Genomic DNA, 24,142 nt, shown 5'->3' with positions numbered 1-24,142 from the left:
CATGCACGGGCTCAACGAACTCGGATTCAAAGCGTTAAGGCTGTTTGTAGCGGTCCTAGACCACGGCAGTTTTTCCGAAGTCGCCCGCCGCGGAGGGGTCGCGCCCTCCTCCATTTCTCGGCAGATCCAGTTGATGGAACAGGCGCTGAACCAGCAATTGCTCTACCGCCACACCCGCGCAGTCACGCCGACCGAAGCCGGGCGCACGCTCGGTCACCATGCGCGGTTGCTGCTGGTGCAATTGGAAGAAGCCGAGCAGGCGTTGCAGGAACAGCAAAGCGAACCCACCGGACTGGTGCGCATCAACGCCCCGGTGGTGTTCGGCCAACGCCATCTGACGCCCTGGCTAGGCGAGCTCTGCGCGCGCTATCCGAAGCTGCAACTGGATATCCAGCAAACCGACCATTACGTCGACCCGCTACAGGAAGGCGCCGACCTGCTGTTTCGCATCGGCGCGCTGCACGATTCGAGCATGCAGGCACGCATTCTGGCGCCGCACCGTTTTCAGGTCGCCGCCAGCCCGGCCTATCTCAAACGCCACGGCATCCCGCAGCATCCCGACCAACTTGCGCAACATCAGTGCCTGGCCTATAAAGGCGCGGCCGGTCAGCAGCGTTGGTTTTTCCGCCGCGACGGCGAGGACTGGACGCCATACACGGTCAGAGGCCCGATCACCGGCAACCACGCCGACACCCTGACCCAGGCCGCCCAGCAAGGCTTAGGGCTGGTGATGTTTCCGTCGTGGCTGATTGGCGAAGCGGTGCGCGAGGGCACACTGGTGCCGGTGCTGGGGGAATATCAGGTGTCGAACAGTCTGGAACCGCAGCAGATCGCCGTGCTGTGGCCGGGGAGCCGACGGCTGTCGGTGAAGGTGAGGACGGTGATTGATTTTTTTGTCGAGTGCTTTGGCGAGATTCCTTATTGGGACAGAGCCTGAAGATCAAGAGCCCCCTCACCCTAGCCCTCTCCCTGAGGGAGAGGGAACCGACCGAGGTGTCCCACCTACTGCATCGACCTGAAAAACCGCGTCGATTATGGGTTCAAAGCAGGACTTTCAGGTCGGCGTAATCCCGCAATATTCCCCAATCGGTTCCCTCTCCCTCTGGGAGAGGGCTAGGGTGAGGGGCTTTTCAGGCCATCAGATACGGAACTGCCCGACCAGCTTGCCCAACCGCTGCCCGAGCTCCGCCAGACTGCGCGACGTTTGCGCGCCCAGTTGCGTTTCATCGGCGACGCTGTCCACCGCCACCGCAATCTGATGCACGCTGCGGTTGATCTCTTCGGCCACCGCCGTCTGCTCTTCCGCTGCGCTGGCGATCTGCGCGTTCATCGAGTTGATCGTCGCGATCAACTGCGCCATCGCGTCCAGCGATGCACCGGCCTGATTGGCTTGCTGCGAAGTGCCGTCGCCGGCCTCGCTGGAACGGCGCATCGCTTCGACCGCCTGCTGCGTGCCGGCCTGCAAGCGGTCGATCATGCCCTGGATTTCCTGAGTGCTGATCTGCGTGCGGCTGGCCAGTGCGCGTACTTCGTCCGCAACCACCGCAAAGCCACGACCGGCCTCACCGGCGCGCGCCGCTTCGATCGCGGCGTTGAGCGCCAGCAAGTTGGTCTGCTCGGCAATCGAACGAATCACCCCAAGCACGCCGACAATCGAACTGACGTCCTGCTGCAGGCTGTCCAGCGACACGCCGCTGTTGCGGATGTCGTCGACCAATGCATGAATCTGCTTGATGCTGCCTGCGACCACGCGCTTGGCGCTCTGGCCTTCTTCGTCGGTCTGCTGAGCGGCGACGGCGGCGTTCTGTGCGCTCTTGGCGACTTCCTGGGCGGCGGCGGACATTTCGTTGATCGCCGTGGCGACCTGATCGGTTTCGTGGCGCTGACGCTCCATGGCCTGATCGGAACGCTGCGCCTGTTCCGAGACCTGGGTGACCAGACCGGTCAGTTGCGTGGTCATCTCGGTGATCTGCCGCACCAGGCCGTGGATCTTGTCGACGAAACGATTGAACGAGCCGGCCAGTTCGCCGAGTTCGTCCTGGCTGGTGATGTTCAGGCGTCGGGTCAGGTCGCCCTCGCCCGCCGCGATATCATCGAGGTTGGCTTTCATCAGGGTCAGCGGGCGCAGAATGGTGTTGGCCAGCAGCATGCCCGCCGCCGCGATCACCAACAGCACCAGCACCGCAACGCCGACAATGCTCAGCACCACGCCTTGCACGCGCTCCTGCACTTGCGCCTCGACCTGCGCCACTTGCGCTTCGATGCCGTCGAGGTTGACCGAAGTACCGACCGCCATGTCCCACTTCGGCAGGTATTCGGTGTAGCCGAGTTTCGGCACCAGCACCTTGGCGTTACCCGGCAGCGGTGAGCTGTATTGCAAATAGTGGGTGCCGTCCTTGGCCACTTTGACCAGGCCGAGGTTGACGTAGACGCCGTTCGGATCGCGGTTGTCCTTGAAGCTTTTGCCCACGCCATCGGGGTCGTTGGCCTTGAACAGGCGCACGGTTTCGGAGTCGTAGCCGAAGAAGTAGCCGTCCTTGCCGTAGCGGATGCCCGAGAGCAACTTGATCGCCTGCGCCCGCGCCGCGTCGTCGCCCGGTGCGGCGGCGTCGTACAGCGGTTTGATCGTGGTCATGGCCACGGCGACGTAACTTTGCAGGGTGGCCTTGGCGTCGCCGAGCAGCCGCTCGCGGGTCTGTTCGACCTCCTTGCGCGCCTGTTCCTGGAGGATGAACAGCGTGGTCACGCTGATGACCAGCGCAAAGAGCAGCACCGGCAGAACGGCAAGGGACAGGACTTTAGCCTTGAGACTCAGGCGCATCGGGGGACTCACTCTTTTGATTTTGTTGGCGTGGTTAAAGGCTTTAACGGCACGCCGGGGCAAAAGTTGAGTCTTGAAACATCGCCGCCCCCCCTGTGGGAGCGAGCCTGCTCGCGAAAGCGTTGGCTCAGCAACCTGTGTGTCGACTGACACGACGCCTTCGCGAGCAGGCTCGCTCCCACATGGGGCAATTGTGGATTTTTTAGAGAACCATCGCCGCGATCCAGCCAAACACCAGCAGCGGCAGGTTGTAGTGCAGGAAGGTCGGCACGACGGTGTCCCAGATGTGGTGATGCTGGCCGTCGATGTTCAGGCCCGAGGTCGGGCCGAGGGTCGAGTCCGAGGCCGGCGAACCGGCATCGCCCAGCGCACCGGCAGTGCCAACGATGCAGACGATGGCGATCGGGCTGAAGCCCAGTTGCACGCACAACGGCACGAAGATCGCTGCGAGAATCGGCACGGTGGAAAACGACGAACCGATGCCCATGGTCACCAGCAAGCCCACCAGCAGCATCAACAAAGCCCCGACGCCTTTGCTGTGATTGATCCAGGCCGCCGACGATTCGACCAGCGTCTGCACCTGCCCGGTGGCCTTCATCACTTCGGCAAAGCCTGAGGCGGCGATCATGATGAAGCCGATCATCGCCATCATCTTCATGCCTTCGGTGAACAGGTCATCGGTCTCGCGCCATTTGACGATGCCCGACACCGAGAAAATCAGGAACCCGACCAGAGCGCCGATAATCATCGAGTCCAACAGCAACTGCACGACAAACGCCGAAGCGATGGCCACACCGGCAATCATCAGGCTCAGCGGGTTGTATTGCACCGCCGTCTGCTCGACCTGTTCGATCTTCGCCAGGTCATAAACGCGCTTCTTGCGGTAGCTCATAAACGCCATCGCCAGCCCGAAAACCATGCCCAGCGCCGGAATGCCCATGGCGTGGGTGACATTGATGCCGCTGATGTCGACGCCGCTGCGGGCGACGTTAGCCAGCAGGATTTCGTTGAGGAAGATGTTGCCGAAACCCACCGGCAGAAACATGTACGGGGTGATCAGGCCAAAGGTCATGACGCAGGCGATCAGACGGCGATCGAGTTGCAGCTTGGTCAATACATATAGAAGTGGCGGCACCAGCAGCGGAATGAACGCGATATGGATCGGCAGGATGTTCTGCGAGGCAATCGCCACCACCCACAGCAGGCCGATCAGCAGCCATTTGACGTTACCGCCGCCGGTTGCGTGCTGCCGATCCACCATGGCCAGGGCCTTGTCGGCCAGCGCATGAGCCAGGCCGGACTTGGCGATTGCCACGGCGAACGCGCCGAGCAAGGCGTAGGACAACGCCACCGTCGCGCCGCCGCCCAGACCGCTGTTGAACGCCTTGAGTGTTGCGTCGATGCCCAGACCGCCGGTCAGGCCACCGACCAGCGCCCCGACGATCAGCGCGATCACCACATGCACGCGCGACAGGCTGAGGATCAGCATGACGCCGACGGCTGCTATGACTGCATTCATTTCACTACCTCAAAAAACACTGCGGGTGGAAACACACCGCCAGACAGGATGAGTCCGCCCGGGGTTGGCCGGCGGATTTGTATGAAGGGTCTTATTAGAGGGCGCGCACTGTGCCGCAGAGTGGCGGCGCTGTCAAAGCTCTGTGGCGAGGGGATTTATCCCCGTTGGGTGGCGAAGCCGCCCCCGGCAAACTTTAAATCAACCCTGTACGCAGGTGTCACGACTGCTTCGCAGCCGAACGGGGATAAATCCCCTCGCCACAGGACTACAGGACCACAGGACCACAGGATCACAGGACCACAGGCCCCGCATGCGGCAATCGGTCATATTGCGCTCACGGCATAAAGAAAGCCGAAACGCGGCCGCTACAGTGCAAAGTCTCAGATATTTATCGGATAAGGATGTTTTCCATGGCGCTCAGACAACTTTCCATCCAGTGGAAAATCACCCTGCTCGCCGGCCTCTGCCTGGCCGGTATCGTGACGCTGTTGGTCGGTCTTTCGCTGTATCGCATGGAACACAGCTCGGCGCTGGTCAAGGCCTCGAGCATGGAGATGCTCACCGAATCGGCGCAGGCGCGTATCGAGTCGCAAGGCGAAGTGCAGGCCGCCGGCATTCGTCAGCAATTCATGGACGCCTATCAGTACGGCCACGGTTTCTCGCGGCAGGTACTGTTTTTGCGTGAGCAGGCCGAGAAGCGCTTTCTCGATGCCTTCGACCTGCGCGAGGACATGACCCGTCAGGTCAAATCCGCGCTGCAAGCCAACCCGGACCTGCTCGGCCTGTCGCTGGTGTTCGAAGCCAATGCGCTGGACGGCAAGGACGAACTGTTCGCCGATCAGGCTGAACTGGGCAGCAACGACAAGGGCCGTTTTGCCCTGTACTGGTCGCAGCCGACCCCGGGCAAAGTCACCTCGATGGCGCTGCCGGAAAGCGACATGAGCGACACCAGCACCGGCCCCAGCGGTCAGGCCGCCAACGCCTGGTTCACCTGCCCGCGCACCACGCTCAAACCCTGCGTGATCGAGCCGTACTTCTATGTCATCGATGGCCAGAAAGTGCTGATGACCAGCATCGTCTTCCCGCTGCAGGTCAATGGCAAAGTCATCGCCTCGCTGTCGGTCGACATCAACCTCAACAGCCTGCAAGCGATCAGCCAGAACGCCAGCCGCAAGCTTTACGACGGTCAGACCGCCGTCAGTATTGTCAGCCCCGCCGGCCTGCTCGCCGGTTACAGCCCGGATGCCGGCAAACTCAGCCAGCGCCTGGATGCGGTAGATCAGGCCAGCGGCAGCGAGTTGCTGCGCCTGCTCGCCTCGAGCACTGGCGTGAGCAGCCTGCACAGCAACGGCCAGTTGAAAGTGCTGTCGCCGTTCCAGCCGATTCCCGGCGGACCGGCGTGGGGCGTGTTGCTCGATGTGCCGGAGAAAGTCCTGGTCAGCCGCGCCGAAGCGCTCAAGCAGCAACTGGATGCGAGCAATACCTCAGGCACGCTGATCGAACTGAGCCTCGGCCTGTTCGCCGCCCTGATCGGTCTGCTGCTGGTGTGGCTGATGGCGCGCAGCGTGACCAAGCCGATCCTCGGTGTGGCGCACATGCTTGAAGACATCGCCAGCGGCGAAGGCGACCTGACCCGGCGCCTGGCCTACGACAAGCAGGACGAACTGGGCCAGTTGGCCGGTTGGTTCAACAAGTTCCTCGACAAGTTGCAGCCGATCATTGCCGAGGTAAAACGCTCGGTGCAGGACGCGCGCAACACTGCTGACCAGTCTTCGGCCATCGCCACCCAGACCAGCGCCGGCATGGAGCAGCAATACCGTCAGGTCGATCAGGTCGCCACCGCGTCCCATGAAATGAGCGCCACCGCCCAGGACGTCGCGCGCAGTGCCGCCCAGGCCGCCGAAGCCGCCAAGGACGCCGACCGCGCCACCCGCCAGGGTCTGACCGTGATCGACCACACCACCGCGAGCATCGACACCCTCGCCGCCGACATGAGCGCAGCGATGGTTCAGGTCGAAGGCCTGGCCGCCAACAGCGAGAAAATCGGCACGGTGCTGGAAACCATCCGCGCCATCGCCGAGCAGACCAACCTGCTCGCACTCAACGCCGCCATCGAAGCCGCCCGCGCCGGTGAAGCCGGACGCGGTTTTGCTGTGGTCGCCGATGAAGTGCGCAACCTCGCGCGCCGCACTCAGGAGTCGGTGGAGGAAACCCGCCAGGTCATCGAGCAATTGCAGAACGGCACGCAGGAAGTGGTCGGTGCGATGGGCAACAGCCATCGTCAGGCCCAGGGCAGCGTTGAGCAGGTGGGTCAGGCTGTCACGGCGTTGCGGCAGATCGGCGATGCGGTGACGGTGATCAGCGACATGAACCTGCAAATCGCCAGTGCTGCCGAAGAGCAGAGCGCAGTGGCTGAAGAGATCAATAACAACGTGGCAACGATTCGCGATGTGACCGAGTCGCTGTCCGGGCAGGCCAATGAATCGGCGCGCGTGAGCCAGTCGCTCAACAGCCTGGCGAATCAGCAGCAGCGGTTGATGGATCAGTTTCGCGTTTGATGCACAAGTGCGGGGTGTCAGTTCCAATCCCCCCTCACCCCAGCCCTCTCCCCCCAAGGGGCGAGGGGGGAAAGGGAGCCGATCTTCATGCCATTCAAGTCCTGAGTTCGACTCGGATTTCAAGTGGGTGCATCTCTCAAGAACAACACAATCAGTCCCCTCTCCCTCTGGGAGAGGGTTAGGGTGAGGGGCTTTTCAAGGGCTCACCGCCGAGGCAGTTCAATCACCACTTTCAACCCGCCCCACTCGCTTTCTCCCAGCACCAGTAACCCGCCCCACGTTTCGACAATATCCCGCACGATCCCAAGGCCGAGCCCATGCCCGTGGGTCTGCTCATCCAGCCGCGTGCCACGGCTGAACACCTGAGTGCGCTGCTCTTCGGGAATCCCCGGGCCGTCATCTTCCACGCTCAGGGCAAAGCCGTCAGACCTTTCGATCACACTCAAGCGCACCTCGGCATCGGCCCATTTGCAGGCGTTGTCGAGCAGGTTACCGAGCAGTTCGAGCAAGTCCTCGCGGTCCCACGGCAGTTGCAAACCCGGCGGTGCGACGTAGCTCAAGGCCAGATGCTCGCCGTGAATCATGTTCAAGGTCGCCAGCAACCCTGGCAGCTCGGCATCGCAATCGAACAACGCGCCGGGCAGCGCATCCCCCGACAACCGCGCGCGATTGAGTTCGCGATTGAGGCGCTGCTGCACCTGTTCCAATTGCTCCTTGAGAATTCTGCGCAGCTCGGGATGGTCATCGAGCTTGTCGCTGGAGGCCAGGCTGAGCAGCACCGCCAAAGGGGTTTTCAGCGCGTGGCCGAGGTTGCCCAAGGCATTGCGCGAGCGCTTGAGGCTGTCTTCGGTGTGGGCGAGCAAATGGTTGATCTGCGCCACCAGCGGTTCCAGCTCCACCGGCACCTGATCGTCGAGTTGCGAGCGCTGGCCCTGCTGCAACTGAGCGATCTGCTCGCGCGCGCGTTCCAGCGGTTTAAGGGCGCGGCGTACGGTCAGGCGTTGCAGGAACAGGATCAACAGCAACGCCGCCAGCCCCAGACCGAGGCCGATCTGGCGCATGCGCTGGAAACTGTCGCTGACCGGCGTGTAATCCTGGGCGACGCTGATCGAGATCGACTGACCCAGGCGTCGATAGTCCGAGCGCAATATCAACAAGCGTTGCCCGTCCGGGCCAAGTTGCAGATTGCTGTGCAGCCCCGGGTGTTGCAGCAGCGGCAGTTCCTGATCCCACAGCGAGCGCGAACGCCAGTGGCTGTCGGAGAAATCGATGCGAAAGTAGTGCCCGGAAAACGGCCGCTGATAGGCCGGCGACAGATGCCGCTCATCCAGCTGCAAACCTTGCGGGCCGCGCACCAGCGCTACCAGCAGGCTTTCGCTGTCGTTGCGCAGGCCGGCTTCGAGGTAGCGCTGCAAACCGACTTCGAACAACCACAGGCTGGTTTGCGCCAGCACCAGACCGACCACCACCATCACGCTGATCAGACCCAGGCTCAAACGGCGCTGGATTGATCTCATGAAGCTTGTCCGCCGAACAGGTATCCCTGACCGCGACGGGTTTCGATCACGCTTTTGCCGAGCTTGCGCCGCAGGTGATTGACGTGGACTTCGAGGACGTTGGAGTCACGCTCGGTCTCACCGTCGTAGAGGTGTTCGGCGAGGTGGCTTTTCGAGAGGATCTGCTCGGGATGCAGCATGAAATAGCGCAGCAGGCGGAATTCAGCGGCGGTCAGCTGGATGTCGGCGCCGTCGCGAACCACGCACTGGCGGCCTTCGTCCAGATGCAGGCCGGCGGCTTGCAGGGTCGGCTGGTTGGCCTGGCCCTTGGAGCGGCGCAGCAGCGATTGAATGCGCAGGTACAGTTCTTCCGGGTGGAACGGTTTGGTCAGGTAATCGTCAGCGCCGGCCTTCAGCCCTTCGATGCGCTCGGCCCAGGAGTCGCGCGCGGTAAGGATCAGCACCGGAATCGCCAGACCGGCCGCGCGCCACTGCGCCAGCACGTCCAGCCCCGGCACGCCGGGCAGGCCGAGGTCGAGGATGATCAGGTCATAGGGCTCGCTGCTGCCCTGATACACCGCGTCACGACCATCGGCCAGCCAATCCACCGCGTAGCCTTGGCGCTGCAGGCCGGCGAGCAATTCGTCGGCCAGTGGTACGTGGTCTTCCACCAGAAGCAAACGCATCGATCAATCTTCCTTGTCTTTCACTAACTCGCCGGTATCGGCTTTCAGGTGCAGCTCGCGCGCCACGCCCTCGACCGTCAGCAATTCGACTTCGTAAATGTACACGTCGTGTTTTTCTTCCAGCTCGACTTCCAGCAGTTTGGCGCCGGGGTAGCGATCCATGGCCTGCTGCAGCACTTGCTCCAGCGGCAGGATTACACCATCGCGACGCAGGGCCAGCGCCTCGTCCTGATCGAGGTCGCGAGCCATGGCCGTACTGCACAACAACACCAGCGCCAGCGCCGTCAGGCGGGTGGCGCGACTATTCAGCTTCATTACGTATCCTGATGATCCCTGAGCACTTCACCATCGACCGCGTTCAACTCCAGATCCCACTTCAGCCCTTTCGGGTCGCGCAGTTCGATCTGGTAAATGAACTTGCCGTACTCTTCCTCCAGCTCGGTCTCGGTGATTTCCGAACCGGGGTGTTTTTCCAGCGCGATGGCGTTGAGCTTCTCGAAGGAGACGATAGTACCAGCGTCGCGCAAACGAAGCGCCTCGTCAGGCCCGAGATCGCGCGCCAGCGCAGTGTTGGCGCCAAGGCCGAGGATCGAGGCAGTGGTCAGGGCAGTCAGGGTTTTCATGGTGTCTCCGAATTCTTATATGTTGCTTACGGTGGGCACCATAGCGAGGTCAACTTAACTGAAACTGAATGGCCATCATTGTGCCCCACTGTTGGCAAGATTCCCTGTGGGAGCGAGCCTGCTCGCGAAGACGGAGTGTCAGCTGCAGCGATGTTTCTGACCCGCCGCTTTCGCGAGCAGGCTCGCTCCCACACTGGTTTTGCGTCTGCCCCGTTTGTGGGACAGGCTCACTCCTACATGGGCCTGCAACATGTGCTTATAATCGCCAGCTTGCTAACGATCGAGACCGGTATGACCGCCATCCACATCAAGTTTCCCGCCCTCACCCTCAAGGCCGGCCCACGGGCCATGGCGCGGATTCGTGCGCAGGGCTTGCACGCCGCGGACGTCTGCACCCTGCCCGGTGCAGCCGGTGGGCCGAAGGCGTTGGGGATACAGGGGCTGGATCTGGCGTTGTTCGGCGAGTGGCTGCCGGGTGCGCCGCGTGAGCGTTCGCTGATCGGCGCCTCGGTGGGTTCCTGGCGCTTCGCCAGCGCCTGCCTGCCGGACGCCGCCGAAGGCATTCGCCGCCTCGGTGAGCTGTACGCCGAGCAGCATTTCAACAAAGGCGTGAGCATGGCCGAGATCAGCCAGAGCTCGCAGCGCATGCTCAATGACCTGCTCGACGGCCGCGATGCGAGCATTCTTGAAAACGCCGATTACCGCTTGAACATCATGGTGGTGAAGAGCCAGGGCCGCCTCGCCGAAGACCATCGCGGGCGCCTCGGTCTGGCACTGGGTTCAGTGATCGCCGACAACCTGCGCGGCCGTGCACGGCTGTCGCGACACTTTGAGCGGCTGATCATCCACGATCCACGCCTGGCGCCGCCGCTTGATGCCTTGACCGATTTCCCTTCACGCTTCGTTGCCCTCAACACCGGCAACCTGCGCCAGGCCCTGCTCGCTTCCGGGTCGATTCCGATGGTGATGGAAGGCGTGCGCGACCTGCCCGGCGCCGGCGCCGGTACGTTCCGCGATGGCGGTTTGCTCGACTACCACCTCGACCTGCCCTACAGCGGCGACGGCATCGTGCTCTATCCGCACTTCACCGATCGGGTGATTCCCGGCTGGTTCGACAAGACGCTGCCATGGCGCCGCGCTTCGGTGCAGCGTCTGCAGGATGTGCTGCTGGTCGCGCCATCGAAGGAATATCTGGCGCGCCTGCCCTACGGCAAACTGCCCGATCGCAACGACTTCAAACGCTTCATGGGCGATGCGCCGGGCCGGCAGAAATACTGGCACACGGCGATGGACGAGAGCCGGCGACTGGGTGACGAATTCCTCGAGCTGACGGCCAACGGTCGCCTCGCCGAGCGCTTGCTGACCCTTTAGTCAGCACGGCCAAAGACAAGCTGATAAACTCGCCGCCTGCCCGAATCGCTGCGGCGAACGCCATCTGAACAGAGCCGAAACTACCGTGGAAATCTTCAAAGAGTTTACTTTCGAATCCGCCCACCGCCTGCCGCACGTCCCGGACGGCCACAAGTGCGGACGCCTGCACGGTCACTCGTTCAAGGTCGCGCTGCATCTGAGCGGCGACCTCGATCCGCACACTGGCTGGATTCGCGATTTCTCCGAGATCAAAGCGATTTTCAAGCCGCTGTATGAGCGCCTCGACCACAACTACCTGAACGACATTCCCGGCCTGGAAAACCCGACCAGCGAAGTGCTGGCCAAATTCATCTGGAATGAGATGAAGCCATTGCTGCCGGAACTCAGCGCGATCCGCATTCATGAGACGTGCACCAGCGGCTGCATCTATCGCGGCGAATAAGCAACAGATCTCCCCGCCCCTGTGGGAGCGAGCCTGCTCGCGAAAGCGTCGTTCCAGTCAATTTATTCGGTGACTGACACTCCGTATTCGCGAGCAGGCTCGCTCCCACAAGAGTCCGGCGCCAGGTTTGAATCATCTGCCATGCACATAACAGGCTCGCTCCCACATTGGGCTCCTGCTGCATTCAGTGCACTGCTTTCGCGCTGAAAACCTCAGTCGCGTCTACACATTCGTTCACTTACGCCGCTTGGCACGACCGCTGCAACCCTTCTGCGTCTTCCCCTTCCTGCAAGGACTGCCCCATGACGCAGAACGCCTCCGGCAACGATTACCCGCTCAGTGAAGTCCCCATGCACGCGCGCAAAGGCCTGGCCTCGACGGCGATGGTGTTACTGGGCTTCACGTTTTTCACCGCGACCATGTTTGCCGGCGGCAAGCTCGGGGTTGCGTTCGGTTTCGCCGAGATGATGGCGGTGATCATCGTCGGCAACCTGCTGCTCGGTCTGTACGCGGCAGGCTTGGGTTACATCGCCTTCAAGAGCGGCCTCAATTCGGTGCTGATGGGCCGCTTCTGTTTTGGCGAAGTCGGCAGCAAGCTCAGCGACCTGATCCTCGGCTTCACCCAGATTGGCTGGTACGCGTGGGGCACGGCGACGGCAGCGGTGGTGATCGGCAAGTATTTCAATCTCGATGAAACCACCGTGCTGGTCCTGATGGTGCTGTTCGGTCTGGGTTTCTGCGCTACGGCGTACATCGGTTATCGCGGACTGGAGATTCTCTCGTACATCGCGGTACCGGCGATGATGTTGCTGCTGATGCTGTCGATGTGGGCAGCGACCGTGAAAGTCGGCGGCTTCGAAGGCTTGCTCAGCGTGGTGCCGACCGGTTCGCTGGACTGGTCGACGGCGATCACCCTGGTGTTCGGCACCTTCGTCAGCGGCGCGACCCAAGCCACCAACTGGACGCGATTTTCGCGCTCGGCAAAAGTGGCAGTGCTGGCCAGCCTGATCGGTTTTTTCATCGGCAACGGCCTGATGGTGCTGATCGGCGCATACGGCGCGATCGTCTATCAGCAACCGGATGTGGTTGAAGTGCTGCTGTTGCAAGGTTTCGCCATGGCCGCGATGGCCATGCTGTTGCTGAACATCTGGAGTACGCAGGACAACACCATCTACAACTTCGCCGTGGCCGGCTGCAACCTGCTGCGGACCGGGCGGCGCAAGACCGTGACCCTCGGTGGCGCGGTGATCGGCACTCTGCTCGCCCTGCTGGGCATGTACGACATGCTGGTGCCGTATCTCATCTTGCTCGGCACGGTGATTCCGCCGATTGGCGGGGTGATCATGGCTGACTTTTTCTATCGCTGGCGCGGGCACTACCCGCGTCTGGCCGACGCACGGTTGCCGGCGTTCAACTGGCCGGGGCTCGGGGCCTACGGGGTGGGCACCGTCGCTGCGTTCAGTTCGCCCTGGGTCGCGCCGCTGGTAGGGATCGCCGCTGCCGCGCTAACGTATGTCATCGTCACCGGTGTGCTCGGCGCACGTCGCGTCAGCGCACCACTACAAGACCTATAAAAAGGATTCGCCTGATGCACATCATCAACGCCCGCCTGCGCAACCAGGAAGGCCTGCACGAATTGCACCTCGAAGACGGGCTGATCCACAGCATCGCCCGTCAGACCGAAGCGCCGACCCTCGGCCCGGATGACCTCGATGCCGGCGGCAATCTGGTGGTGCCGCCCTTCGTCGAGCCGCACATCCACCTCGACGCCACCCTCACCGCTGGCGAGCCGCGCTGGAACATGAGCGGTACGTTGTTCGAGGGCATCGAATGCTGGGGCGAGCGCAAGGTCACCATCACCGAAGAAGACACCAAGACCCGCGCCAAGAAGACCATTCAGGCGCTGGCTGCCCACGGCATTCAGCACGTGCGCACCCACGTTGACGTCACCGACCCGCAACTCACCGCGCTCAAAGCCATGCTCGAAGTGCGCGAGGAAAGCCGTCATCTGATTGACCTGCAAATCGTCGCGTTCCCGCAGGAAGGCATCGAGTCGTTCCGCAACGGTCGCGAGCTGATGGAAGAAGCGATCCGCATGGGCGCTGACGTGGTCGGCGGCATTCCGCATTTCGAATACACCCGCGATCAGGGCGTCAGCTCGGTGAAGTTCCTCATGGACCTGGCCGAGCGTACCGGCTGCCTGGTCGACGTGCACTGCGACGAGACCGACGATCCGCATTCACGCTTCCTTGAAGTGCTTGCCGAAGAAGCACGCAGCCGCGACATGGGCGCCCGCGTCACCGCCAGCCACACCACGGCGATGGGTTCTTATGACAATGCCTACTGCGCCAAACTGTTCCGCCTGCTCGGCCATTCCGGGATCAGTTTTGTTTCCTGCCCGACCGAAAGCATTCACCTGCAAGGGCGCTTCGACAACTTCCCGAAGCGCCGGGGCGTGACCCGCGTCAACGAACTGCTCGAAGCCGGCATGAACGTGTGTTTCGGTCAGGACTCGATCGTCGACCCGTGGTATCCGCTGGGTAACGGCAACATCCTGCGCGTGCTCGAAGCCGGTCTGCACATCTGCCACATGCTCGGTTATCGCAACCTGCAAAGCGCGCTGGATCTGGTCACCGACAACAGCGCCAAAGCCATGCACCTGGGCGAACGTTACGGACTGGAACAGGGCCGCCCGGCGAATTTGCTGATTCTCTCGGCGGACAGCGACTACGAAGTGATCCGCAGCCAAGGCCTGCCGCTGTATTCGATTCGCGGCGGCAAGGTGTTGATGAAGCGGCAGATGCCGGTGGTGGAGTTCAGCTGAGATTGCGCTGGGGCTGATGGCCTCATCGCTGGCAAGCCAGGCTCCCACAGGTTTTGTGTTGAGCACATGATTGGGCCCTCATGCAAAACCCTGTGGGAGCCTGGCTTGCCAGCGATAGCGTCGGCCGAGTCAATCCATCAACCGCGCCGTGCCAAACAATCTGACGCGCAGCAACTCCCCTTGCGAAACCTCAAGCAAAACCGGTGCGGTGCCACCCGGCATGACCACCCGCACCTCCCCTGCCTCGACCCAACCCACCCGCCACGCTGCACACGCGACCGCGCTGGCGCTGGTGCCGGATGACGCGGTTGGACCTTCGCCACGCTCGAATACCCGCGCAGCGATTTTCTGCGGCGACACCAGCACGGCCCATTGCAGATTAACGCCCGCCGGGCAGGGATTGCCGGCACCGGTGGGCATGGCATAGGCGATTGCTGTAAGCCATTGGTTCAGGGTGGGTTCACGCATCTGTTCGTTGCTCGGCAAAGCGCTTGCATCGCTGAGCAGCGTTACACAGTGCGGATTGCCGATACGGACGAATTGGCTGTGGGTCCAAGTGGGATCGAGTTGTGCCAGGGGCTGGACATGGCTGACGTCGCGATTGTTGAACTGAACGTTTGCAACCGTCTGCGCACCCATAGCCTCCGGGCCGAAGCCAGGCTGACCGAGGTCGAGCCAGAAACCGCGCACGCCTTCGACTTCGGCCGGTGTCACTGCGGTTTCCAGCGCTTCGCCTTTGTCATGATGAACGCGCAGCATGGCGCCCTGCTCCGCCATCAAGCCTTGCTCGGTCAATGCCTGAGAAAAAATCGTCAGGCCGTTACCGCTGCGCTCGGCGAGGCTGCCGTCGGTGTTGACGATCAGTACATCGAACGGCGCAGATGCCTGGAACGGGCCGATCAGCAGGCCGTCGCTGCGGTGAGGCTTGCTGTTGGCCGGGCGCTTGCCGTCGGGCCAATGGCAGCACAGGGCGATGGCAGCTTCGCTCCATTGCTGCCGAGATCCGGCGCACTCGGCGGCGCTGAGCGGCAAAGCAATCCCGGCCTCGCGCAAGGCTTGGGGTGAGACCACAGCGTAGATATTGCCGCGTGCGTCGTAGAAGCTCGTCATGCCTTGTTCCCGTATTCCATGCTGGCGAAAATCCAACTGTAAACCGCAATTCAGTGTGGGAGCGAGCCTGCTCGCGAAGGCGGTGCGTCAGTCGACAATTCCATATTTGACCCACCGCTTTCGCGAGCAGGCTCGCTCCCACAGGGTAGGATGTTCACCGTTATGCCCCGAAAGGCCTGAGATCGAACCTCAACGCCGTCAGAATGTCACTCGGGATGCAGTTGTTTTTTTTGCCAAGGATCGATATGACCAGCCTCAACCCCCAAGACACCTTCGTCCCCGGACGTCTGCAACAGATGTCCACCCGCGTCGCTTTTTTCATCGCTGGCCTCGGCATCGCCGCCTGGGCGCCGCTGGTGCCGTATGCCAAGGCGCGGGCCGGGCTGGATGAGGGCACGCTGGGGTTATTGCTGCTGTGCCTGGGTGTCGGCTCGATTCTGGCGATGCCGCTGGCGGGGATTCTGGCCACGCGTTTTGGTTGCCGACGTGTGGCCACCGGCGGCACCTTGCTGATCTGCGCGGCGCTGCCGTTGCTGGCGACGGTGTCCTCGATACCGGCGCTGATCGCCACGCTGTTCATGTTCGGTGCCGGCCTCGGCACGGTGGATTCGACGGTGAACCTGCAAGCAGTGATCGTCGAGCGCGCCAGCGGCAAGCACATGATGTCGGGGTTCCACGGCCTGTTTAGCCTCGGCGGCATTGTTGGTGCGGCGGGCGTCAGCGCCCTGCTCGGCCTCGGGCTGACACCGCTGGCAGCGATGCTGGTCGTCGTCGTGTTGCTGATCGGCGCCTTGCTCAAGTGCGTGCCGCACATGCTGCCCTACGGCAGCGAAAGCTCCGGCCCGGCGTTCGCCATTCCCCATGGCATCGTGCTGTTTATCGGCGGCATGTGCTTCATCGTTTTCCTTACCGAAGGCGCGGCGCTGGACTGGAGCGCAGTGTTCCTCGCTCAGGAACGCGGGATCGACACGGCTTACGCGGGAATGGGTTACGCGGCGTTTGCCCTGACCATGACAGTTGGTCGTCTGCTGGGTGACCGCATCGTGCGCAAGCTGGGGGCTACACGGATCATTCTGTTCGGCGGGCTGTTGGCGGCAACGGGACTGTTTCTCGCCACGTTCGCGCCGAGCTGGCAAGCGGCGCTGGTGGGTTATGCGCTGGTCGGCGCCGGTTGCTCGAACATCGTGCCGGTGCTGTACACGGCGGTGGGCAAGCAGACGGTGATGCCGGAGAGCATCGCGGTACCGGCGATTACCACGCTCGGTTATGCCGGGATTCTCGCCGGGCCGGCGGTGATCGGTTTTGTCGCCCATGCCAGCAGCCTGAGTTTTGCCTTTGGATTGATGGCGGTGTTGCTGGTGGCTGTGGCGATTGGCGGCAAGGTCCTCAAGGTCTAAAAGCTTCGCGAGCAGGCTCGCTCCCACAGGGTTTCAGTGGTCCATGTGGGAGCGAGCCTGCTCGCGAAGAAGGCACCGCGCTCTATCAGAAGCCTACGCTGGCCTGCACGAAGAACGTGCGCGGTGCGCCGACATACATGCCCGAGTTGTTGTCGCTGGAGCGGGTGAAGTATTGCTTGTCGAAGACGTTCTTCACCCCGGCACCGAGCTTGAGGTTCGACGCCTGCGGACCAAAGTCATAACCGCCGCGCACGTTCCAGGTCACGTAACCCGGGATGTCGCCGTACTGCCCGTCCGCCGTGCCTTCAGTGATGTAGTTGCCATTGAAGCTGCCATCCGCATTCACACCCGTGCCCGGCGAACGCTGTTTCGATTGGGCGAAGCCATCGATGTTGTACGTCCAGCGGTTGATGTCGTAACGCAAACCGACCGTGGCCACCTGCCGCGAATAGAACGGCAGGTCGCGGCCCTTGAAGCCGGGGATCTCGCCTTCATAGGTGGCGCGGGTGTAGGTGAAACCGGCGTTGGCGGTCAAACCATCGAGGCGCGGATCGAGGGCGGCCATGTCGTAGTGCGCCGAGGCTTCGATGCCCTGGTGCTTGGTCGCACCGAGGTTGGTCCAGCCGACGTCGTTGCTGATGTATTGCAGCTCGTCATCGAAGTCGATGTAGAACAGCGTCACCTCGCCGCCCCAGACATCATCGTTGTAACGCGTGCCGATCTCGTAGGTCTTGGCCTTTTCCGGCTCCAGACCGTTGGCGGTGCTGTCACCCGAACCGCCCTGGCCGAGCTGGAAATATTGCAGGCTGCCGAACGAGGTTTCGTAGTTGGCGAACAGTTTCCAGGCATCGGAGAGGTGATACATCACGCTCAGCGCCGGCAGCGGCTCATTGCTTTCGATGCTGCGGTTTTTCTCCGGTACCGGGCGGCCAGCGGTGTCGAGCACGGCGCGGTCGTGCCAATCGGTGCTGATGTGTTCGAAGCGAATGCCCGGGGTGATGGTCCAGTTGCCGACGTCGATCTTGTTGTCGACATACACCGAATTGGCCTCGGTGCCGCCGGTGCGATCCTGGAACACATGGCCGTCGGAGGTTGGCGTGACCACCGGCTGATTGTTGACCAGCGCCAGACGACTCGATTCTTCGTGCATGGCCTCTTTCAGATAGCGATAACCGACGCTGACTTCCTGAGTGGTCGGGCCGACATCGAACACCCGCGACACGCGCGGCTCGATGCCCAGGGTGTAATAGGAACGCGGGTATGAGCTGAGGGTGCGCTGATCGCGCGCGGCAATGGTACTGCCGCGAAAGCTGTCGGTGTAATAGGTGAGAATTTCTGCCTGGGTGCGCTCGTCGATCTGGCGGATCCACTTGAACGACACGTCTTTGCGCCGGCCTGTGAACTGGTCGTAGTCACGCACCGACTCGTACGGTTTGTCATCGTACTGACGCTGAGTCAGGCCACCCGGCATGTCGGCACTGGCGTCGTAGTAGTGGAAGTTGAGGCTGAAGTCGTCCTTATCGGTCGGCGCCCAATGCGTCTTGAGCAGCACGTCGTCGATGTCATTGCCGTTGTTGCGCTCGCGATAACCGTGACCGTTGACGCCGGAGTACAGCAGCGCGACGCCCATGCCGTTGTCGGCGGTGCCGCCAAGAAATGCGGTGTCGATGTGTTTCCAGCCGCCGTACTGCGTGGTTTCCAGGGTGGTGCCGATTTCGCCGGTGGTTTTCTCCGGAATCGCGCGGGTCACGAAGTTGATCACGCCGCCGACGTTCTGCGGCCCGTAGCGCACGGAACCGGCGCCGCGCACGACGTCGATGCTGTCGAGATTGCCCGAGGAAATCGGCGCCATCGACAGTTGCGGCTGGCCGTAAGGCGCGAACGCCGCTGGTACGCCATCGATCAAAACAGTCGAGCGTGGCGACAGCCGCGAAGTCAGACCGCGTACGCCGACGTTGAGGGAAATATCACTGCCGCCGGTGCCATTGGAGTCCTGCACCTGCACGCCAGGCACGCGCTTGAGCACGTCGCTGACGTTCATCGCGCCCTGCTCGACCATCGCTTCGCGGCGAATCACCGTGCGTGCGCCGGGGTGGTTCTGCACCACCGCAGCGTCCGCGTCACCGAGCCAGTCGCCGACCACTTTGATGTCGGTCACACCCAGTTCCAGCGGGCCGTTGCTGGCTGCGGAGGTGGCTGCTGGGGCGAGCGTCACCGAGCCTTCATTGATCTGATAATCGAGGCCGCTGCCTTGCAGCAACTGCCGCAGCGCCTGCTCTGGCGCGAGGTCGCCGTCCACCGCCGGAGCTTGTTTGCCCGCCACCAGCTCAGGGCTGAAAAACACCTGCAGCGAGGTTTGCTGGCCCAGTTCGCTCAAGGCTTGGCCCAGCGGTTGCGCGCGGATATGAATGGCTTCAGCGGCAAACGCCAACGGCATCGCGGCGCTGACTGCCAGCGCGAGAGCCAGTGGCAACCAAGGGGATTTTTTATTGTGGGTTGTGGTGATGTTCACGTCGTACGGATTCCTGTGGATCGCAAGAGTGTGCGGCTGTTAATGCAAACCAGTTGCAGTTGAACAGGAAGACGATGAACGGGGAAAAAACCTGAATGCTATCTGGAAATTATTTCCTGACTGCCATCGGCAAGGGTGCGCACCGTCACCGGCAGGATGCTCGGCAAGGCTTTGAGCAAGGCGTCGGTGTCGTCGGATTTGAACACGCTGGTCAGGCGCAGGCTGGCTACGTTCGGCTGGGTTACGGTCAGCGGCTTGTCGCGATAGCGCGATACTTCTGCCGCTACTTCGCTGAGGCTGGCGTTGTTGAACACCAGTTTGCCGTTGCGCCACGCGGTCAGCTGCGCCGGGTTGACCGCGTAGGCCGGCAGGACTTTGCCTTGGCCATCGACCGCCGTGCCGAGGCCTGCGGTGAGGTTGATGAATTGGTTGTCCGGGGCAGCACTTCCCTGCACCTTCACCGTGCCCTGCTCCACCGCCACGCGGGTTTGCGTGGCATCGCGGCGCACATCGAAACGCGTACCGGTGACCGTGACCCTGCCGCTGCCGGCTTCGACAATAAACGGACGCGAGGCGTCGTGTTCAACGCTGAACATCGCCTCGCCCGCGCTCAATTCGATAACCCGTCGATCCTGCTCATAACGCACCTGCAAGCGGCTGCGACTGTTCAGATCGATTACAGAACCGTCCGGCAACGCCACATGCTTGCGCTCGCCCGGCGCCGTGGCGAATTCAGCGCGGTAACCGCCCGGATGATTCAGCCCGCTGAACAGGCCAAGCCCCAGCGCCACGGCCAGAACACTCGCGGCGACGGCATAACGCAGCATCGGCCGACGTTGGCGGCGAGCTGGCGGAGTTTCGGCAAGGGCCTGCAGACGCGACGTCGGCAGCAGATCAGCCGCCGCCCACAATCCTTGCAGCAACTGGAATTCTTCACGGTGCTGCGGATGCGCGTTCAGCCAGGCGTCGAAGCGCTGCCGTTGCTCGACGCTGACATTCGGCTCCTGCAATCGCACGAACCATGCCGCCGCCTCGTCACGCACCGCCGCTTGCCCACAGGCGCAATCTCTCGTCTCCATCATGGAATATTCTGTCCGGCTGAGGTTGAGAGCAGGCAGGCCCCCCTGTAGGAGCTGCCGAAGGCTGCGATCTTTTCGACGTCACTCGTCATCATGACTGCAAGCCATCCAGTCGCTCACGCAGATGGCGCAGGGTGCGGATCATATACTTTTCGACCATGTTCTTGGACAGCCCCAGGCGTTCGGCGATTTCTGCCTGCGTCAGGCCTTCGATCTTCTGCCAGACAAAGATTTTGCGGCAGTTGAGCGGCAGCTCGGTGAGCGCGCGTTCGATGGAGTCGGCCAACTGGATCGCGTGCATGTAATGCTCCGGATCGCCCGCCGACGATGCACTGTCATCGACCGCCTCCGACTCCATGACGCCCCGCCGGTCCTCCCGCCGATAACCGTCAACGGCGATATTGCGTGCGGTCTGATGCAAATACGCACGCGGCTGCTGCACCGCCGCCGAATCTGCCTCGAGCACCCGCACAAAGGTGTCGTGCGCCAGATCCTCGGCCTGCGCGCGATTGCGCAGGCGACGAGTCCAGGTGCCGATCAACTCTTCGTAATGCTCGAAAAAGCCGGATCTGCGGGAGCGCATGGGGGATGGGCGGCGTGGTGAGAAAGGGGCGTGAATAGTAATGCTTCGTATTAATACAAAGCAATGCACGCTGTGATGGTGTTCTTGATGCGCAAGGTACAAGCACCGACGACGCCGAGCTCCGATGGGCATTGAATAGGACCCTGTGGGAGCGAGCCTTCTCGCGAATGCGGTATGTCAGCAACGATGATGGTGACTGACACGTCGCCTTCGCGAGCAGGCTCGCTCCCACAAGGTAAAAGCGTGAATGTCTCAGGCCTGCGGCAGTTTGCGGAAGCCCACTGCCAGGCGATTCCAGCCGTTGATGGTGTTGATCGCCACCGTCAGGTCAACCAGTTCCTTCGGCGAAAACTGCGCAGCGACGACTTCATAGTCTTCGTCCGGCGCGTGGGTCAGGCTCAGTTGTGTCAGCGACTCGGTCCACAGCAGTGCGGCGCGTTCACGCTCGCTGAAGAACGGCGCTTCTCGCCATGCCGTCACGGCGAACAGACGACGCGGGGTTTCGCCGTCCTTTATCGCGTCGGCGGTGTGCATGTCGATGCAGAATGCGCAGCCGTTGATCTGTGAAGAGCGCAGCTTGACCAGTTCGAGCAGGCTCTTTTCCAGCGACAGTTTCGAGACGGCATTTTCCAGCGCCATCATCGCTTTCATGGCATCAGGGGACGCGGTGTAGAAATCGGCACGAGGTTGCATGGTGGGCTCCGGGGTAGCGATTGAATGTGTGGCTACGTTAGTCCCCGGGGGTGGTTCGGCAAATAGCCAATATTGCAGAAGAACGGTAGGCCACTCGGCGCGGCGACTGACCGCTCGTCACTCGACGGGCACCAAGGTTTCAGTGCGCAAGACCAATATCAGGTAATCCCCTTTATCAGGAGACGTACCATGATGACGCGCAAATTCACTTCGTTATTGTTGGCCGGCCTGCTCGCCACGGCGTCCGCCGCCAGCTTCGCTGCCAATGACAGCACCGATGCGACGGGCACCAAGTCCGGCGGCGCCAGCAGTTCAACCATGCCGCCAGACAGCACGCCGGGCTCGCCTTCCGTTGACAGCAATTCGGGTGGAACCAATAACGGAACTGGCACAGGAACCGGGACAGGAACTGGTTCGGGCATGGGCACTGGAACGGGCACCAATGGCGGCGCCAGCGGTTCGGGTTCCGGCGCGGGTGGCGGCACCGGCTCGGCCGGCGGCGGCACGGGTGGTGCGGGCGGTGGCACGGGCAGCTGAACGAACAAGAGCCATCCCAGATAGTCCTGCTTACATCAGGACCCAATGTGGGAGCGAGCCTGCTCGCGAAAGCGGTCTGTCAGCCAACCTTGATGCAAGCTGACACACCGATTCGCGAGCAGGCTCGCTCCCACTTCTGATTTCTGTTGATTGAAAGAATCAGCGATCCGACCGCATCAGTTCGGCAAAACCTTCTTCCGGCGCATACACCGCCGCGCGATTGCGTCCGGCATTTTTCGCCTGATACAACGCCGCGTCCGCGCGCTGGATAAACACTTGCGGGCTGTCGTTGCCATGCGGAATAAACGCATAACAGCCCAGGCTCACGGTGAGATAACCGGTCGGCGAGCCGCTGTGGATGATGTGCTTGTCGATCACGCTGCGGCGAATCTGCCCGGCTATCGCCAGCGCGCCGTTGATGTCGGTGTCCGGCAGCAGCACGGCAAATTCTTCGCCGCCGTAACGCACCGCCAGATCCGACTTGCGCTGGCAGCAGGCCTTCACCACTTGCGCCACCTGCGCCAGGCATTGATCGCCGGCGACATGACCATAAGCGTCGTTGTAGCGCTTGAAGAAATCGATATCGAGCATGATCAGGCTGACCGGGCTGACCTGGCGCGCGCCACGAGCAAACTCGATGTCCAGCGAGCGCTCGAACAGGCGCCGATTGGCAAGTCCCGTGAGGCTGTCGTGGGTGGCGATCTGCTCCAGCGCCAGTTGCGCCTTGCGCAGGTTTTTCTCGATACGCTCGCCGTCGCGCACCTGATGAATGAATACCCAGCCGAACAGGCCAACCCCGAGAATCACCAGCGCGACAATCACGCTGGACTGAAAGGCGCGGTCATACCAGCCCTGCAGAATCGTGTCTTGCGACGTCGCCGCAGAGACCACCAGCGGATACGAGGCGAGCTGGCGATAGCCATACAAGCGGGTCACGCCGTCTACCACTGAATTGAGCATCGCGGTGCCAGCGTTAGCGTTCGGCAGCAGGGTTTGATAGATCTCGCCGTGGGCCACCGAGGTATTGATCAACGACTCATCAAAGGGCCGTCGCGCCAGCAAGGTGCCGTCGGTCAGCGCCAGAAACATGATGCCGCTGTCATCGAGGCTGAAGCTTTTGAAGAACTGATCAAAGTAGGACATGCGGATGCCCGCCATCAGCACGCCCTGAAAGTTGCCGAGCTGGTCGTTGACGCGTCTGGAAATCGGAATGATCCATTCGCCGTTTTCGCGGCTGCGAATCGCCGGGCCGATGTGCGCAACGGTCGACGCATTCTGCTGATGGAACTTGAAATACTCGCGATCGGCCACGCCGTTGCCACGAGGCAGATCGGCGAACGAGGTGATGATCCACTGCCCTTCGCGATCGAAGAGAAAGATGCCATGCAGCTGATCCAGTTGCTGCGCGCGACGGGCAAAGATCCGTTGCAACCGAGGTCGCTGCGCCGCTCCATAACCATCGTCCTGAATCCAGTCGACCAGGCTGGTCATCACCAGATCCGCTGCACGCACAGTGTCTTCGGCCTGCTGCGCCATGGCCCGGGTCAGGTTGCCCGAGGCCATCTTCGCCACCGCCAGATCCTGACGCCGCGACTGCTCCAATTGCAGGTACAGCAGACCGCACAGGCACAGGCTCACCGCAACGATAAACAGCACCGCCGCTTTGCGAAGCGGCAACCGTTTGAGCGTGCCGGGAGCCTGATGCGGATCGTGAATGGGGATTGGCAAAAGCATGTCCTGGGCAGGTACGACAGGGGCGCGAGCCCGAAACCCTTGTATTTGTGAGCGTAGCCCACCGGGATGTACCGGGCAAACGCCCGCCTCCCGCCCAGTTATCGGCGCGTCGCGAGTTTGGATGATCGCTTTTCGTCGATTTATTTACGATTGCTTC

The 24,142-nt window shown here is 62.1% G+C and carries 20 protein-coding genes and 1 pseudogene; 9 read left to right on the top strand and 12 right to left on the bottom strand.

What is annotated here, in order from left to right; all coding sequences use genetic code 11:
• The first annotated feature begins 1 nt into the window (after position 1).
• Positions 2–937: a LysR family transcriptional regulator gene (locus AB4N48_RS07015; protein WP_460095021.1), complete on the top strand. Its 936-nt coding sequence runs from the start codon at positions 2–4 to the stop codon at positions 935–937.
• 201 nt (positions 938–1,138) lie between these two features.
• Here the strand turns inward: AB4N48_RS07015 and AB4N48_RS07010 are convergent, their stop codons facing one another.
• Positions 1,139–2,821: a methyl-accepting chemotaxis protein gene (locus AB4N48_RS07010; protein ID WP_150741218.1), complete on the bottom strand. Its 1,683-nt coding sequence runs from the start codon at positions 2,819–2,821 to the stop codon at positions 1,139–1,141.
• Positions 2,822–3,023: 202 nt separating this feature from the next.
• A complete protein-coding gene (locus tag AB4N48_RS07005) occupies positions 3,024–4,340 on the bottom strand; it encodes a Na+/H+ antiporter family protein (RefSeq protein WP_460095020.1) in 1,317 nt (438 codons plus the stop codon).
• Positions 4,341–4,741: 401 nt separating this feature from the next.
• Between AB4N48_RS07005 and AB4N48_RS07000 the strand changes: the two are divergent.
• A pseudogene (locus tag AB4N48_RS07000) lies at positions 4,742–5,992 on the top strand (PDC sensor domain-containing protein); the annotation flags it as partial.
• A gap of 150 nt (positions 5,993–6,142) precedes the next feature.
• The gene (locus tag AB4N48_RS06995) at positions 6,143–6,898 is read left to right on the top strand and encodes a methyl-accepting chemotaxis protein (RefSeq protein ID WP_370593523.1); all 756 of its coding nucleotides are present in this window, start codon (positions 6,143–6,145) and stop codon (positions 6,896–6,898) included.
• A gap of 203 nt (positions 6,899–7,101) precedes the next feature.
• On the opposite strand, the gene AB4N48_RS06990 is transcribed toward AB4N48_RS06995, so the two are convergent.
• The 4 genes from AB4N48_RS06990 to AB4N48_RS06975 are packed head-to-tail and all read right to left on the bottom strand — an operon-like array spanning position 7,102 to position 9,703.
• Positions 7,102–8,415, bottom strand: coding sequence for a sensor histidine kinase (locus tag AB4N48_RS06990; RefSeq protein ID WP_056791379.1), 1,314 nt, complete (start codon positions 8,413–8,415; stop codon positions 7,102–7,104).
• Positions 8,412–9,080 carry a response regulator transcription factor gene (locus AB4N48_RS06985; protein WP_016775412.1) on the bottom strand — a complete coding sequence of 223 codons (669 nt, stop codon included), beginning with the start codon at positions 9,078–9,080 and terminating at the stop codon, positions 8,412–8,414. Before AB4N48_RS06985 ends, AB4N48_RS06990 begins: the two co-directional genes overlap by 4 nt.
• Before the next feature lie 3 nt (positions 9,081–9,083).
• Positions 9,084–9,395 carry a PepSY domain-containing protein gene (locus AB4N48_RS06980; RefSeq protein WP_016775413.1) on the bottom strand — a complete coding sequence of 104 codons (312 nt, stop codon included), beginning with the start codon at positions 9,393–9,395 and terminating at the stop codon, positions 9,084–9,086.
• The gene (locus AB4N48_RS06975; protein WP_016775414.1) at positions 9,395–9,703 is read right to left on the bottom strand and encodes a PepSY domain-containing protein; all 309 of its coding nucleotides are present in this window, start codon (positions 9,701–9,703) and stop codon (positions 9,395–9,397) included. Before AB4N48_RS06975 ends, AB4N48_RS06980 begins: the two co-directional genes overlap by 1 nt.
• A gap of 291 nt (positions 9,704–9,994) precedes the next feature.
• Between AB4N48_RS06975 and AB4N48_RS06970 the strand changes: the two genes are divergently transcribed.
• The 4 genes from AB4N48_RS06970 to codA all read left to right on the top strand — a co-directional run bounded on the left by AB4N48_RS06970 (position 9,995) and on the right by codA (position 14,340).
• Positions 9,995–11,074 carry a patatin-like phospholipase family protein gene (locus tag AB4N48_RS06970; protein ID WP_460095018.1) on the top strand — a complete coding sequence of 360 codons (1,080 nt, stop codon included), beginning with the start codon at positions 9,995–9,997 and terminating at the stop codon, positions 11,072–11,074.
• 85 nt (positions 11,075–11,159) lie between these two features.
• The gene (queD, locus tag AB4N48_RS06965; protein ID WP_007915588.1) at positions 11,160–11,516 is read left to right on the top strand and encodes a 6-carboxytetrahydropterin synthase QueD; all 357 of its coding nucleotides are present in this window, start codon (positions 11,160–11,162) and stop codon (positions 11,514–11,516) included.
• 302 nt (positions 11,517–11,818) lie between these two features.
• On the top strand, positions 11,819–13,090 hold the full coding sequence (gene codB / locus AB4N48_RS06960) for a cytosine permease (RefSeq protein WP_130900554.1): 1,272 nt from the start codon (positions 11,819–11,821) through the stop codon (positions 13,088–13,090).
• A 14-nt stretch (positions 13,091–13,104) separates the two neighbouring features.
• A complete protein-coding gene (gene codA, locus AB4N48_RS06955) occupies positions 13,105–14,340 on the top strand; it encodes a cytosine deaminase (RefSeq protein WP_071172997.1) in 1,236 nt (411 codons plus the stop codon).
• A 129-nt stretch (positions 14,341–14,469) separates the two neighbouring features.
• Here codA and AB4N48_RS06950 read toward each other — a convergent pair whose 3' ends face one another.
• Positions 14,470–15,450, bottom strand: coding sequence for a diaminopimelate epimerase (locus AB4N48_RS06950; protein ID WP_460095017.1), 981 nt, complete (start codon positions 15,448–15,450; stop codon positions 14,470–14,472).
• A 245-nt stretch (positions 15,451–15,695) separates the two neighbouring features.
• Between AB4N48_RS06950 and AB4N48_RS06945 the strand changes: the two genes are divergently transcribed.
• On the top strand, positions 15,696–16,847 hold the full coding sequence (locus AB4N48_RS06945; RefSeq protein WP_460095015.1) for an MFS transporter: 1,152 nt from the start codon (positions 15,696–15,698) through the stop codon (positions 16,845–16,847).
• Positions 16,848–16,932: 85 nt separating this feature from the next.
• On the opposite strand, the gene AB4N48_RS06940 is transcribed toward AB4N48_RS06945, so the two are convergent.
• From AB4N48_RS06940 to AB4N48_RS06925, 4 genes are all read right to left on the bottom strand, one after another.
• Positions 16,933–19,359, bottom strand: coding sequence for a TonB-dependent siderophore receptor (locus AB4N48_RS06940; protein WP_460095014.1), 2,427 nt, complete (start codon positions 19,357–19,359; stop codon positions 16,933–16,935).
• Between the two features lie 98 nt (positions 19,360–19,457).
• Complete coding sequence (locus tag AB4N48_RS06935) at positions 19,458–20,441, bottom strand: FecR family protein (RefSeq protein ID WP_460095012.1); 984 nt, start codon at positions 20,439–20,441, stop codon at positions 19,458–19,460.
• A gap of 88 nt (positions 20,442–20,529) precedes the next feature.
• Positions 20,530–21,021: a sigma-70 family RNA polymerase sigma factor gene (locus AB4N48_RS06930; RefSeq protein WP_065615952.1), complete on the bottom strand. Its 492-nt coding sequence runs from the start codon at positions 21,019–21,021 to the stop codon at positions 20,530–20,532.
• A gap of 252 nt (positions 21,022–21,273) precedes the next feature.
• Positions 21,274–21,714: a carboxymuconolactone decarboxylase family protein gene (locus AB4N48_RS06925; RefSeq protein WP_016775423.1), complete on the bottom strand. Its 441-nt coding sequence runs from the start codon at positions 21,712–21,714 to the stop codon at positions 21,274–21,276.
• 189 nt (positions 21,715–21,903) lie between these two features.
• Here AB4N48_RS06925 and AB4N48_RS06920 point away from each other — a divergent pair, with 189 nt between their 5' ends.
• Entirely contained in the window at positions 21,904–22,251 is a 348-nt protein-coding gene (locus AB4N48_RS06920) for a hypothetical protein (protein ID WP_282386968.1), read from the top strand.
• Positions 22,252–22,410: 159 nt separating this feature from the next.
• Here AB4N48_RS06920 and AB4N48_RS06915 read toward each other — a convergent pair whose 3' ends face one another.
• Positions 22,411–23,979, bottom strand: a complete 1,569-nt coding sequence (locus tag AB4N48_RS06915) for a sensor domain-containing diguanylate cyclase (protein WP_130900561.1) — start codon at positions 23,977–23,979, stop codon at positions 22,411–22,413.
• Positions 23,980–24,142 lie beyond the last annotated feature (163 nt).

It is taken from the genome of Pseudomonas sp. S2_C11 (genome assembly GCF_054668395.1).
Note: the sequence above shows the minus strand (reverse complement) of the source record. Positions and strands in the feature narration are given on the sequence as shown.

What these genes read in the sequence shown, in the direction of transcription:
- AB4N48_RS07015 (WP_460095021.1), top strand. Translation starts at nt 2, where the DNA reads ATGCACGGGCTCAACGAACTCGGATTCAAAGCGTTAAGGCTGTTTGTA.
- AB4N48_RS07010 (WP_150741218.1), bottom strand. Translation starts at nt 2,821, where the DNA reads ATGCGCCTGAGTCTCAAGGCTAAAGTCCTGTCCCTTGCCGTTCTGCCG.
- AB4N48_RS07005 (WP_460095020.1), bottom strand. Translation starts at nt 4,340, where the DNA reads ATGAATGCAGTCATAGCAGCCGTCGGCGTCATGCTGATCCTCAGCCTG.
- AB4N48_RS06995 (WP_370593523.1), top strand. Translation starts at nt 6,143, where the DNA reads ATGGAGCAGCAATACCGTCAGGTCGATCAGGTCGCCACCGCGTCCCAT.
- AB4N48_RS06990 (WP_056791379.1), bottom strand. Translation starts at nt 8,415, where the DNA reads ATGAGATCAATCCAGCGCCGTTTGAGCCTGGGTCTGATCAGCGTGATG.
- AB4N48_RS06985 (WP_016775412.1), bottom strand. Translation starts at nt 9,080, where the DNA reads ATGCGTTTGCTTCTGGTGGAAGACCACGTACCACTGGCCGACGAATTG.
- AB4N48_RS06980 (WP_016775413.1), bottom strand. Translation starts at nt 9,395, where the DNA reads ATGAAGCTGAATAGTCGCGCCACCCGCCTGACGGCGCTGGCGCTGGTG.
- AB4N48_RS06975 (WP_016775414.1), bottom strand. Translation starts at nt 9,703, where the DNA reads ATGAAAACCCTGACTGCCCTGACCACTGCCTCGATCCTCGGCCTTGGC.
- AB4N48_RS06970 (WP_460095018.1), top strand. Translation starts at nt 9,995, where the DNA reads ATGACCGCCATCCACATCAAGTTTCCCGCCCTCACCCTCAAGGCCGGC.
- codB (WP_130900554.1), top strand. Translation starts at nt 11,819, where the DNA reads ATGACGCAGAACGCCTCCGGCAACGATTACCCGCTCAGTGAAGTCCCC.
- codA (WP_071172997.1), top strand. Translation starts at nt 13,105, where the DNA reads ATGCACATCATCAACGCCCGCCTGCGCAACCAGGAAGGCCTGCACGAA.
- AB4N48_RS06950 (WP_460095017.1), bottom strand. Translation starts at nt 15,450, where the DNA reads ATGACGAGCTTCTACGACGCACGCGGCAATATCTACGCTGTGGTCTCA.
- AB4N48_RS06945 (WP_460095015.1), top strand. Translation starts at nt 15,696, where the DNA reads ATGACCAGCCTCAACCCCCAAGACACCTTCGTCCCCGGACGTCTGCAA.
- AB4N48_RS06935 (WP_460095012.1), bottom strand. Translation starts at nt 20,441, where the DNA reads ATGATGGAGACGAGAGATTGCGCCTGTGGGCAAGCGGCGGTGCGTGAC.
- AB4N48_RS06930 (WP_065615952.1), bottom strand. Translation starts at nt 21,021, where the DNA reads ATGCGCTCCCGCAGATCCGGCTTTTTCGAGCATTACGAAGAGTTGATC.
- AB4N48_RS06925 (WP_016775423.1), bottom strand. Translation starts at nt 21,714, where the DNA reads ATGCAACCTCGTGCCGATTTCTACACCGCGTCCCCTGATGCCATGAAA.
- AB4N48_RS06920 (WP_282386968.1), top strand. Translation starts at nt 21,904, where the DNA reads ATGATGACGCGCAAATTCACTTCGTTATTGTTGGCCGGCCTGCTCGCC.